The sequence below is a fragment of the Fibrella arboris genome (assembly GCF_041321095.1).
GTDB lineage: Bacteria > Bacteroidota > Bacteroidia > Cytophagales > Spirosomataceae > Fibrella > Fibrella arboris.
In genome coordinates, this window is sequence record NZ_JBGGWE010000005.1 from 339276 (window position 1) to 351864 (window position 12589).

Below are 12589 nucleotides of genomic sequence, written 5' to 3' on the forward strand. Positions count from 1 at the left end.
CGCTATCGTTTTCAGACGGGTTTGGGTAAGTTTGTGCTATGCGCCTTCTTCCGCCCCACCTCGATCTGTTTGGTCTGATCATCCTGCTTGGGGTGGCTCAGGGGCTGTTCCTCGGCTTCTTTTTTCTCACCGGCAGCCGACAGACAAACGTGGCCAATCGCTGCCTGGGCTGGTTGATGATCGGCGTTTCGGCCATTATCGGCGAAATTTTCCTGTGCTACAGCAATTACATGTTCCAGGCATTAGCCTGGGTCGACTTTTCGGAGCCGCTCAACTTTGGCATGGGGCCGCTCTTTTTCCTGTACGTATTTGCACGCATTCATGGGCGGCTGCCCCGGCACTGGTACTGGCATCTGCTTCCGATGCTGTTATGGAGCGTTGATGCCGTTTCATGGTTGGTTCAGCCTATCGACTATAAATACAACAATTACCTTGAAGCCTGGCATCCTGAACTACCCTCCATACCGGATCCACCCTACTACCTGCACGAAGATTTTTTCGGCATTCGGGAATACATCGATGAACTTACGCTGATCAGCTGCCTGACCTACAATGTGCTGGCCTTCCTGATTATCCGACGAGCGCTCCAGCAGGCAGGCCGGTCAGTCTGGGCCGCGTCGCCCGCCATTTTCGCCCGGCTGCGAAACCTGACGCTCCTGTTCTCTGTATTGCCGGTATTGATCGTTATCGTAAAACCACAGTTCCATGAAGACCTGGGCGATTACCTGCTGGCCTGCTACCTCACGGGCGTTATTTATGTGACCAGTTTTCTGGTGATGCGCGGCTCCGATTTCTTCCGCGACAACGTACCTGACCCAGCCGACTCGCCAACCAGCAACGTACCTGACGAGCCCAGAAAAAAGTACGAGAAATCGTCGCTGTCGGAAGAAGTGGAAGACGCTGTACTTCGCAAACTGGAGCACCTACTGATCACCGAAAAGCCTTATCTACAGACCGATATGTCGTTGCCTAAGCTTGCAACCCGGCTCAATACCAGCCCCCATCACCTGTCGCAACTGCTCAACGACCGGCTGGGACAACGTTTTTTCGACTGGCTGGCAACCTATCGCATTGCTGAGGCGCAACGACTGCTGCACAGTCCCGACACGGCGTACCTGAAGATCGACGAGATTGCCGAGCGGGTAGGCTACAATTCGCCATCGGCGTTTCATACGGCCTTTAAACGCATCACCAATCAGACACCCGCTCAATTTCGCGACGCCGCGCAAATTGAGCGCCAGCAAGGCCGTTGACCACTTCGTGCCGACCGGCGTGAACTTCGAGACGATGGGCAAATAGTGGATTTTAGGCGCATGGCCACACCTTTGGCAAGTCAAACCATAAGCCCTGTATGCAAACGGATTCCGCCGCCCCCACATCGCCTACGATCGCTCCTGCCACTCGCCGATATGACCTCGACTGGCTGCGCCTCCTCGCTATTGTGATCCTGCTTTTCTACCATACCGGCATGATCTATGTTTCGTGGGGCTGGCATATAAAAAGCCCTGAACACAGCCAGCCCATGGAAGAAGTGATGCGCTGGCTTCACCGCTGGCGTATGCCGCTCCTGTTCTTCATTTCCGGCGCCGGCACCTTTTTCGCGCTTCAAAAACGGAGCTACGGGGCCTACGCGTCCGAGCGCGTCAGGCGGCTGTTCATTCCGCTGGTCTTCGGTATGTTCGTGGTTGTGCCACCGCAGATTTACATCGAATGGTTGTTCCGGGGCCGGTTCACGGGTAGTTACCTCGATTTTTATCCAGAAGTATTACGTTTCCAGTCGTACAAAGACGGCGGTAGCGGCGGGGCGTTCAGCTGGCACCATCTGTGGTTCATCTGTTACCTGTTTTTCTACTCGCTGCTGAGTATTCCCGTCTTTCGGTGGCTGAACAGTACGCGAGGTCAGCTGTTCACTAACTGGCTGGGTACGTTGCTGGTGCGTCGGGGTGGAGCGCTGTGGCTGGTTGTGCCGTTGCTCGTCAACGATGTTGTTCTGGGCGGTCTCTTCCCTCGTGAGACGCATGGCCTCGTTGATGACTGGGCCTATTTCATGAAGAATCTGCTGCTGTTCTGGCTGGGTTACCTGCTCATCAGCCGCCGGGCGTTCTGGCAACTGCTGGCCGATCAGCGACGGGCTTATTTTGTGGCTACGCTGATCTGTACGGCCCTACTTTACGGCTCCCGTACCATTTTGAGCGACGACGAGATCGACCAGAACGCCCTGATACGAACGCTCTACAGTTTTAACAGCATTTGCCTCACCTGGTTTTCGGTATTGATGACGGTCGGCTACGGATACACGTACCTGAACAAAAATCACCGCTGGCTCCCGCAGTTGAATGCAGCCGTGTACCCTTTCTATATTCTGCACCAGACCGTGATCGTTGTCGTTGGCTATTACGTGCTGACACGCACCGGCCTCGGCGTATACAGCGGCTTCCTGACGGTCAGTTTCGTTTCCTTGGCGATCTGCCTGGCCACGTACCTGCTGCTCATCCGCCCTATACCGCCCATGCGCCTGTTCTTTGGCGTAAAATGACAGAGCCTGTAAGGGTTTAGTCGGTCGAGTTTGTTGGTTCTTCACCTCCCTTTTCCCACGCCCCATTCCTTAAGCGCTTCGCTATTCCCGCAAAAAGTAGTATGCTTGCCTACTAATTAGCTAAACGACCGCTAACCTCGTGTTTGAAAACCTGCTTTACTCCGTCGAAGAGGGCATCTGCCGTCTTACGCTCAACCGGCCGCAAGTCTACAACGCGCTGAGCCCTGGACTCATCCGCGACATTACGGCGGGCATCAATCAGGCCGGCACCGACGCCACAGTGCGGGTGATCGTGCTGACCGGAGCTGGCGACAAAGCATTTTGTTCAGGTGCCGACCTGAAAGAAGGCTTTGCCACCGCTCAATTATCGGGCGGTGGCATGGCGCTGGGCGAATCACTGCGTAACGGCTATCATCCCATGATCATGGCCATGCGGACCATAGCCAAACCCATTATTGGGCGCGTGAATGGGGTAGCAGCTGGCGCGGGTTTCTCGCTGGCGTTGGCCTGCGATGTGCTTGTGTGCAGCAACGAGGCCTATTTCAGCCAGATCTTTGTTAACATCGGCCTCATGCCCGATGCCGGATCTACGTTCTTCCTGCCCCGGCTCATTGGCCCGCTCAAGGCATTCGAGTTATGCAGCACTGGTCGGCGTGTATATGGCCCCGAAGCCGCCTCACTTGGTCTGGTGAACCAATCGGTCGCCGCTGATGAACTAGATAGCGCCGTTGCCGATCTTGTCGCCTATTATGCCGCCGCTCCTACACTGGCTATCGGAGCTATGAAAAAAGTTTTGAACCAATCACTCTATTCCGACCTGGCTCACCAGCTCGAGCAGGAGGCTGATAATCAGGACAGACTAGGCCAGACAAATGATGTAGCAGAGGGTATCGGTTCGTTTCTGATGAAAAAACCCACAAAATTTCAGGGCCGGTAATTTGACAAACCTCTTTTTTGCACTACTTTTGCAATCCCAACACGGGAATGCTTTCGTAGCTCAACTGGATAGAGCACCTCACTACGGATGAGGAGGTTTGGGGTTCGAATCCCTACGAGAGCACAAAGCCGCTTCATCTGAAGCGGCTTTTTTTATGGCTGCCTGTTTCTACTGGGCGCCTAAATGGGCTGATGGCCCGCTCACCAAGCGTCAATCCTGATACGCAGTACCTACGGGCTGCTTGCCGCTGAAGAGCGGTATCAATTCACTCAGCGCCAATCCCCAGCCGATCAGAACGATACATGCCAGCGATATACAGGACGCAAATGGGTACAACAGGATGGTTTGAACCAACATGTAAGTGATCAACGCGGGGAACGGATTTCTCATAGCCTGGTGAATACTAGGCTATAAACGGCATCTAAACAAGTATAGATTGGATTTAGGGCATAAAAAAAGGTTCCGGCGTTCCAACGGGCGAACCGTCGCTATAGCCTTTTCGTACTTTTTGCACAGTCCTCCCCCCTACCTGACCGCAGTCGGACGTGATGATATACTCAAGAAACGTAAACGATTCACCTGGGTACTACCGCCTGTTAATGTATTCTATAAAGAACCATACCCTAACTGATTTGTACTCTGCGTCAATTTATGCTTGTATTTGTTACCGATTAGCCTATTATTGATAAATAGCTATACTAACCGTACTTATACTTACCCTATCCATGACTAATCAGCCTGCTGTTTGGATAATAGACGACGACACCGACGATCTTTTTTTGATCGAACTCGCGTTTAAAAGCGTATTACCGTCAGTATCCCTGACACTTTTAGAAGACGGAGATGATTTGTTACTCCGTTTGGAGAAAACATCCGTTCTACCGCGTCTGGTGTTGCTGGATATAAATATGAGCCGCAAAAATGGCTTTGAGGCGCTGGAGGAAATACGTAGCCGCACAGCCTTTCGGCTGTTACCAGTTGTCATGTTAACCACTTCCTGCTCTGTTCATGACCGGGAAAGAGCACTCGCCTTAGGTGCCAATGGTTTCCTGACCAAGCCGTTAACGATTCCCCGTATCATTCAGATGTTACAGACGCTGGCCCTGGAATGGCATCTTTATTCCTAGTTCAGAAGCTATTCAGCAAATCCGAAGAGGATACCAGCCACCAGGCAGATACAAACAGCAAACAGCGTTGCCATGAATACATAGACCGACTGGTCTTCTTTTTTCAGAATACTGTACGCCCGCCGAACACTGGCTCGCTGGTAGAGGTACTCCCGTTCCTGCTCCAGAATCCGACCGGCTTCCAGCCGATCATCCTGTTCAACAGCTTTATAAAACGCCGCTTTCCACTTTTTTTCGTGTTGTAGCTTTTGCTGGTGGGTACGTATCCGTTCTTCAACGATCCGTTCCGAAGGGTCCCACTCATAGTTACAGTCGGTGCATTGCACATTGATACCACCGTAGCGGTAGACCTGAGCCAGCGTATCGATGCCGTCAGCAAAGATGACATCTTCGGCTGCCTTCTTCGGCCTCAGGGTCTTACGTTTACCAGATAGTTGATATGATCTACATTTAGGACATTGTACACCTGTATTCATAAAGCGCGTCGTTACAAGTTGAGTATATCTCTTTACTACATATTCCTAATCGACTTTTAGTACAGTAAAAAGAAACATACTTTGTTCATATGTTTACACCAAATACCGTTCCAAAATATGCCGGTTAGTAAATTATTTGTAACAACTTCGGCTAGTAGACACCTATCCATTCACGAACCGCTTACTCAATAAGCACGGGGCTACCAGCTTCCAGGAAATCTAAACGGGTAAACTTCACCGTATATAGACCATAAACCAATCAGAAGCAGGTATCTCTACGTCTTCGGTGGGTTCTGGGAAGGTTAAATAGATAAAAGCAAAAAGCCCCGATTCAGTGAATCGGGGCTTTTTTGTCAAGGTGTGACGCTGCTAAAAGAGGTTCGGATAATCAGTGATGATTCCATCCACCTGCAGGCCAATCAACTGGTCAATCTCTGCTTTGGTGTTCACCGTCCAGGGAATGATCTGCATACCCTGCTGATGGCAAGTCTTTACCGTTTCGCTTGTAACGGCTTTGTAATAAGGGCTATACACCTGCGGTTTAAACCCGAGCACGGCCAGATTCTCCTCCACCGATTTGGCATTGGCGGTCAGGTATGCTAGCCGAACTGATGGGTACTGCTGATGAATCAACTGTAAGGGGCGGGCGTCGAACGATTGCACATTGTAGCGCGTACCCAGTTTCTGCTGGCAGATGGGCAGGACGAGCTTGACAAAGGCAGCGGGCTCGGGATGGTACACCCCATCGGTCGTTGGGCTTGATTTGATTTCTATGTTGTAGCGGGGCGGTGGCAAACGTTTCGCCCGGGCATAGGTGTCTACCGAATCGATCAGTTCGGCCAGCAAGGGTTTGTAGGCCCGAAACTTCTGCTGCTGGGGAAACTGCGGATGCGGTTTGCTACCCACGTCATACCGTTTAATCTGGTCGTAGGTCAGTTGGTAGAGGTTGATAGACTTCTGCTCGTCGGCCGTAACGGATGTACCATCGGGTTTTGTGGTAATATCGGCTGCCATGTATGGGTCATGCGACACAACCACCTGACCGTCTTTCGAGATGACCACGTCCAGTTCCAGCGTCTGCACACCCAGATCGAGGGCTTTTTTCATGGCTGGAATGGTATTCTCCGGCATCAGCCCCCGCGTACCCCGATGCCCCTGACGATCCAGTTTAGGTTGGGCAAGCAGTGGCTGGGCACCTAGCAGCAACAGCCCCAGAAAGATTGATTTCATACGTCTTGTTGGTTGTCAATTAGGACCATCTAGAAACTATACCGCAGACCGATCTGCACCTGGAAGGGGTCGCCGGAAGGCGTTACGGCTCCCGTGTTGTTGACCCGGTAGTTAAAGCTGCGGGTAGCCTGACTGAAACCAGGCACAACGGGCGACGTGCTGGTTGCTGGAATACCCAGTGCATACAGCGCCTGTGAACCCAACGACCGGTTGACACCCCAGTTACGATTCAGGAAGTTAGCGAAATTGAAAATATCGCCCGACACTTCGATGGCCCGGGTACCGCCCACCCGGAACCGCTTCAGCAGCCGGATATCGAATACGCCATAGAAATCATTGATACCACCATTCCGCTCGGCCAGGCGACCTGAATAGGCGTTGATGTAGTTTTTCAGGCTCTGGCTGGCATCGGGGTTATCGAGCAGCGTTTGCAGTCCCGTTTTGATGTTGGCCGGTACGCCTTCGCCGTTTCGATCGAAGACGAAGGCCAGGTCATTGGTCGCCACGAAATCGGCGTTGGTGTTGGCGCCCGACAGCAAGGAGTAGCGCGTACCACCGATGCCTGTATAACGTACCCCCAGCGTGACGCCCCATACTGATGGCAATGTACCGTAGAACACCACCTTATTCCGGAACTGGTTGTCGGAGTATGTCATCGTACTCAGGTTACGCGGATCATCTTTCACGGGCAGCGACAGCGTGGCCGTGTTGGCTACGTTGCCGTTATACGACACATTATCGCGGGTGTCGTTCCAGGTGTAGCTGGCGGTGATCTCACCGTCACGGAAGTACTGCCAGGTGGCGTCGGCTACCACAGCAAACTGGTTTACACGCCCTTCGCTGTTCAGCTCCAGCACACGGCCCAGCCGCTGGCTGATACGCCCCTGCTGCCAGTCGCCAGCCCCATTAGACGGCATCGACGCCAACGGTACATAAACACCCCGGTTATCTTCGTTGGCCAGCCGGAAGAAAGGATCGGCCACCATGTTGCGGTCTACATACATATAGTTGTTCCGACCCAGCGACATATAGCCCGATATACCCACTTTGAGCTTGTCCGTCAGGAAGCGCGAGTACGACAGGTTGGCTTTATAGAGTACCGGCACTTTCGCGTCTGGCCCCGTCATGTTGATGGTGGGCACCTGGGAAGCGGCCAGCGTGGGAATGCTGGCGTAGTTGCTGCGGTACGCGGCGAAATCGGGCGTAGGTACGTTGGCTCCCCGCACATCGACCGTCGCGTAATGCTTGCCGTCGAATGTCAGGTTATTGATCACCATGTAGTTATTGATGTCTGACGCAAATACGCCGGCTCCGAAACGGATGAAATCACGGTGCTGCCCATTCACGTCCCAGTTGATCTGCAAACGCGGCTGTGCGATGAACGATTTGATCGCATTATCAGTCCGTAACCCCAGATCGTCAAACACGACCTGATTAAACTGCGCCTTCGGGTAATGCGCGTAGTCGAAGCGCAGGCCGGCGGTCAGCTCCAGGCCCGTCGCCAGATGGGTTGTCAACTGCCCATAAAGGCCCGCGTTGATCGTATTGCCCACAACGGTGGGGTCGGCCACCAGCGGCACCTCGCGGTAATAGCGGTAGGGTTGCAGGGCGCTGAACTTGTCGAGTGCCGAGGCTGTCCCGTCGACCGTGTAGTGGAAACGACCGTTCACCTCGCTCCCATACAGCGACTTGGCGTGTGTGTACATCAGGTCCAGGCCGAAGGTATACTGTACTTTATCGGTGTTGTAATAGAGGTTATCGACCAGTTGCAGCACGTTGTTGGTGAATCCTTCCTGCGCAAACCGGTGGCCACCCATCTGAATATTGGTCGACAGCGTGCGCCCGTCTACCGTCGACACTACGTTCTCTACGATGTTACGGGGAATGTTGGCTTCGGGAAGTTGATCGCCGGGGCTACTTTTCTGGTAGGTGAACAGGTGCTGGAACTTCAGCTCATTGGTGATCTTCGGCGTGATCGTCGTGCGCAGGGTCGCCAGCAGGCTGTTATCCACGTTATAGTCGTTCCCATACGACTCGTAGAGGTTAATGGCCGTGTTGTCGGCCAGGCCCTGCTTGTTGCGGTCATTGGTATAGTTGTCGCGGATGGTCAGCAGGTTGTTGCGGTTAATCTGCCAGTCGATGCGGGCGAAACCGGCATCGGTGCCCCGGTTTCTGGGAAACGTGCCATACTGCTGCGTATTCGCCACGCCATATTTGGTACGGGCAATATCCACAAAGCGGTCGAGTGTGCTGCGGGTAACGTTGAAGCGGCTTTCATCCAGGGCCGTCTGCACGTCGGCAATAATCAGCGGACGGGAATCCTGCTGGTGATCCCAGACCACGAAGTAATGCAGCTTGTCTTTGATGATGGGTCCGCCGAGCGAGAAACCAAACTGGTTGGTCGAGAAGGGTACGTTACGCAGATTACCCCGAATGTCGTACTTGCTCGACAGCCAGTTGGCGCGGGTGTAATTGAAGATGCTGCCTGTCAGTTTGTTGGTGCCGGCTTTCGTTACGGCACTCACGATACCGCCCCCAGCCCGGCCGTAGACTACGTCGTACTGATTGGTGATGACCTTGAATTCGCGCACGGCTTCAATAGAAATTGAGTAGGGAGCGCCACTACGGCTGGTGGTTGACCCCGCCGACGTTGGGTTTTTGGCGGTCATGCCGTCGATGGTGAAGTTAGTCGATGAGCCTAACTGTCCCGACAGGTTGCCGTTGCTGGCGCTCAGGGGCGAGAGATTGACCAGCGACGTAAAATTCCGGCCGTTAACGGGCAGTGTTACAAGCGTTTTGGCGTTGATCGCCGTCGCCGCACCGAAGTTGTCGGTCTTGTTTTTCAGCCCGGAAGCGACCACCGACACCACCTCCAGGTCCTGCCCCGTTTCCTGCATAGACAGGCTAATGCGGATGGCGTCGCCCTGGTTTACCATGTAGCCCGACCGGATCTGATCGCCATACCCGACAAACGTAACGCGAACGGTGTAAGGGCCACCCAGGGGTAACTCCTTCAGCAGGTATTCGCCCTGCACGTTGGTGACAGTACCCGTGGTAAATCCGGTTGACTCATTACGTACCTGAATGGTAGCGCCGGGTAGCGGTGCCTTCTGCGCGTCGGTAATGATGCCGGCAATAGACGATTGTGTAGTCTGAGCCTTCGACTGAAATAAAATCAAGTTGGTGAAGAGAAGCAGAAAGACGAGAGAACGTACGTGTTTTTTCATGCAGTTGGGTGTACAATTTTGCGACTGCAAAGAGAGCCCGTCTACATTACCTGAACGTTACCTGCTTATTACGAAATAGACATCTATAAGGGTCAAAACTAACATTTTTGTCGAGTAGGTTAATACGCATTCTATAACACAGCGCACTGATAATCAACGTACTATATTTAACAGAAATTTAACACACAAACGCATTCAGGCATTGCGTCTGGCGCCGTAGCCTAGTTAGCGCCGATCAGGCTCCCTACTTTTTATCAGTCGAACTGAGCGTTCTAACAAAAGCGGCACAGGCGTGTTCAACTCCTTATGCATACAACACTAACCCAATAACCCATGATACCAGTCTGGGCGCAAGCAGGCCTTTGGGGTTTGTTGGCAGGTGGTGCCCTATTAGTAGGCGCTGCCATTGGTTATTTTATCCAGGTTCCTCAACGGCTCATTGCTGGCGTCATGGCCTTTGGCAGCGGTGTGCTGTTCTCGGCGCTTTCGTTTGAATTGATGGACGAAGCCTATCGCACAGGCGGATTTACGGCAACGGCAACTGGTTTTATCGGTGGCGCGCTGGTCTATTCTGTTGCCAACTATTACCTCTCGCATCAGGGAGCCAAACACCGCAAACGATCGGGTGACCATCAGCAGTCGGAAGCTGACCAGCCCGGCAGTGGAATGGCTATTGCGGTGGGTGCCTTGCTGGATGGCATCCCCGAGTCTATTGTCATCGGGCTCAGCCTGCTAAGTGGCAAAGGAGCTAGCCTGGTGGCGGTCATTGCGGTATTTCTCTCCAATATACCAGAGGGATTATCCAGCGCAGCAGGCATGAAAAAAGCGGGGCGTTCGGTTGGGTACGTTATGGGTATCTGGTCAGCGATCGCCCTTGTTTCCGGCATTGCCGCCCTAATTGGGTACAGTCTATTCCAGGACTATTCGGGCGTAGTCATAGCAGCCACTACCGCCATTGCTGCCGGGGCCATTCTGGCCATGCTTGTGGACACGATGGTACCGGAAGCCTTTAACGAAACCCACGAATTTGCCGGCCTTTTAACTGTAATCGGCTTCATGGTATCGTTTATCCTGTCGAAACTGGCCGACTAGCTTCGACAGGCTATCACTCCTCAAGCTGCGCCAGTATGACCTGACCTACATTTCCGAAGCAGTTGGGCTGATATAACAACAGGTAGTCCTCCTCAGTCACTGACCCTGATCGTAGTGGGCAGGACAAACGCTGTCGGAAGCCGGACGTCATCAGACGATGAGCCGATGCGTGCGGTGAAGGTTCCTTTTCCGGCTACCCATGGTATCAGTAACCACCCCGCCGGATTATACGACCCAGTCAACACATCGGCAATGGCGTAGCCGCCCTCCTGGCCCGGATACCAGGCCGTCAGCCTGGCGGCACGTGGGCGGCAGCCCAGTTCAAATGGAGAGGCCGGCCTTTGATGAGCACCAGTACAACGGGCCTACCGGTTTCCACGACCACTTCCAGGAGTTGCTGCTGCCGGCCCATCAGATCGAGGGTCGAGCGGTCGAAGCCCTCGCCGCTCTCCATGTCGCTGACCGACACCGTTGCCGCCTTAACGGTGGCCGCTCCGGTTGTCTGGTAGTCGGTTTTAAAGTCGCGGGCGCTGGAACCACCCAACACCAGCACCACCAACTCAGCCTTACGGGCACCATTCACAGCCTCAGCAATACCACTCGATGATGTGTCGCGAATACTGCATCCTTTGGCATACGTGATCGTCGTGTTCGGACCTACGGCCGATCTAACCTGCGCGGGATTCAGGCACACGTCCAGCTAATTACCTGGCGGTAAATGGTGGTCATAACGATACTGTAAAAAAGTAAGCCATGGCGAATCTCCACTGTATGGCTGACGCCTAGCCCTTCGACTAGGCGTCAGCCATACAGTGAAAAATTCAATCAGTAAAGTGTACGGGCACCGACTACAGGTTCATGCCCAGGCCTTACGCAGAAACCGCAGCCAGTTGCCGTGCATAATGCCCGATACATCGGCTTCCGTGTAGCCGCGCTGCCGGAGTAGATCGGGGATTTTCTGGAGATCGGCAATCGTTTCCAGGTCATACGGGCACTGTTCTTTCCCGAAGGCTCCGTCCAGATCAGAGCCGATGCCTACATGCCGTGCATTACCGGCCAACTGGCAGATATGGTCGAGGTGGTCGATCATCACAGCCAGGTTACAATTTGTCCCTCCTGGTGTCGACTGACCACGTACCCAGCCTGGCACCATCATCCAGGCGTCCAGGGCGCCACCAATCACGGCATCGCGGGCAATGAGGGCCTTGATCTGCTCATCACTGTATTGTCGGTTGTGGTTCACCAGCGCCCGGCAGTTGTTGTGGCTGGCCCAGACCGGCCCGTTGAACTGGTCGAGCGCTTCCCAGAAACTATCGTCGCAGAGGTGGGTGGCATCCAGAATGATGTTGAACCGCTCCATTTCACGCAGCAGTTCGTGACCAGCCGCGCCCATAAAGCCGGTGGCGTCGGTACCCTGCGCATAACGGCCGGGACCATAGTGAGCGGGGCCAATCGCCCGGAGGCCATCGTGAAACGCCCGTTCAACAAAGGCAGGCGTTATGATCGAATCGGCGCCTTCCAGACTGAGAATATACCCGACGGGTTTGTGGTCGTTGGGTAATCCGTCATTCCAGTGGGTCAGGTGGTTCTCGAGGCTGGCCAGGTCACGGATCTGCACCATTTCGCCCGCTTCTTCCATCACCTGATACCAGATGCGCTGCCCCTGCGTCTGTGCCCAGGCTTGTTCTGGCGAGTGCCAGCCCGGCAGCGGGTTGTCGGGGGCTACATAACGCCCAATCTGCGTGGCAACGACCAACCCAATGTTTCCCCGGCGCAGGTCGGGTAACGATACGGTGGCTTTACCCCGGTCGGGCTTGTCGGTCATGCCCTTCTCCCGCTCCCGAAGGTGACTGACTGGCTGGCGCAGATCGCGGTTCCATTCCAGCGCGTTCATGCTCAGGTCGAGGTGCGCATCAATTGTAAACATAGACAATAACCGGGTTGGTATCTACGCCCCTCCGGCC

Annotated in this window: 10 protein-coding genes, 1 tRNA gene and 1 pseudogene; 6 read left to right on the forward strand and 6 right to left on the reverse strand. The window is 54.0% G+C overall.

Going from position 1 to position 12589, the window contains the following annotated elements:
* Positions 1-38 precede the first annotated feature (38 nt).
* From ACAW75_RS11210 to ACAW75_RS11225, 4 genes are all read left to right on the forward strand, one after another.
* Positions 39-1253, forward strand: coding sequence for a helix-turn-helix domain-containing protein (locus ACAW75_RS11210; RefSeq protein ID WP_370728805.1), 1215 nt, complete (start codon positions 39-41; stop codon positions 1251-1253).
* 98 nt (positions 1254-1351) lie between these two features.
* Positions 1352-2536, forward strand: a complete 1185-nt coding sequence (locus ACAW75_RS11215; protein WP_370728806.1) for an acyltransferase family protein — start codon at positions 1352-1354, stop codon at positions 2534-2536.
* 139 nt (positions 2537-2675) lie between these two features.
* Positions 2676-3473, forward strand: coding sequence for an enoyl-CoA hydratase/isomerase family protein (locus tag ACAW75_RS11220; protein ID WP_370728807.1), 798 nt, complete (start codon positions 2676-2678; stop codon positions 3471-3473).
* Positions 3474-3522: 49 nt separating this feature from the next.
* Positions 3523-3596 (forward strand) — tRNA-Arg (locus tag ACAW75_RS11225).
* A gap of 87 nt (positions 3597-3683) precedes the next feature.
* Here ACAW75_RS11225 and ACAW75_RS11230 read toward each other — a convergent pair.
* Positions 3684-3863, reverse strand: coding sequence for a hypothetical protein (locus ACAW75_RS11230; RefSeq protein WP_370728808.1), 180 nt, complete (start codon positions 3861-3863; stop codon positions 3684-3686).
* A gap of 335 nt (positions 3864-4198) precedes the next feature.
* Here ACAW75_RS11230 and ACAW75_RS11235 point away from each other — a divergent pair, with 335 nt between their 5' ends.
* The gene (locus tag ACAW75_RS11235) at positions 4199-4600 is read left to right on the forward strand and encodes a response regulator (RefSeq protein WP_370728809.1); all 402 of its coding nucleotides are present in this window, start codon (positions 4199-4201) and stop codon (positions 4598-4600) included.
* Positions 4601-4608: 8 nt separating this feature from the next.
* Here the strand turns inward: ACAW75_RS11235 and ACAW75_RS11240 are convergent, their stop codons facing one another.
* The 3 genes from ACAW75_RS11240 to ACAW75_RS11250 form a co-directional block, all read right to left on the reverse strand.
* The gene (locus tag ACAW75_RS11240) at positions 4609-5076 is read right to left on the reverse strand and encodes a hypothetical protein (RefSeq protein WP_370728810.1); all 468 of its coding nucleotides are present in this window, start codon (positions 5074-5076) and stop codon (positions 4609-4611) included.
* A 369-nt stretch (positions 5077-5445) separates the two neighbouring features.
* Positions 5446-6306 carry a glycerophosphodiester phosphodiesterase family protein gene (locus tag ACAW75_RS11245; protein ID WP_370728811.1) on the reverse strand — a complete coding sequence of 287 codons (861 nt, stop codon included), beginning with the start codon at positions 6304-6306 and terminating at the stop codon, positions 5446-5448.
* A gap of 29 nt (positions 6307-6335) precedes the next feature.
* On the reverse strand, positions 6336-9533 hold the full coding sequence (locus ACAW75_RS11250; RefSeq protein WP_370728812.1) for a TonB-dependent receptor: 3198 nt from the start codon (positions 9531-9533) through the stop codon (positions 6336-6338).
* A gap of 333 nt (positions 9534-9866) precedes the next feature.
* Between ACAW75_RS11250 and ACAW75_RS11255 the strand changes: the two genes are divergently transcribed.
* Positions 9867-10625, forward strand: a complete 759-nt coding sequence (locus ACAW75_RS11255) for a ZIP family metal transporter (protein ID WP_370728813.1) — start codon at positions 9867-9869, stop codon at positions 10623-10625.
* Positions 10626-10717: 92 nt separating this feature from the next.
* On the opposite strand, the pseudogene ACAW75_RS11260 reads toward ACAW75_RS11255, so the two are convergent.
* Together ACAW75_RS11260 and ACAW75_RS11265 are read right to left on the reverse strand one after the other, a co-directional pair.
* Positions 10718-11319: pseudogene (locus ACAW75_RS11260) on the reverse strand (glycoside hydrolase family 3 protein).
* Between the two features lie 162 nt (positions 11320-11481).
* Entirely contained in the window at positions 11482-12552 is a 1071-nt protein-coding gene (locus tag ACAW75_RS11265; RefSeq protein ID WP_370728814.1) for a dipeptidase, read from the reverse strand.
* Between the last annotated feature and the right edge of the window lie 37 nt (positions 12553-12589).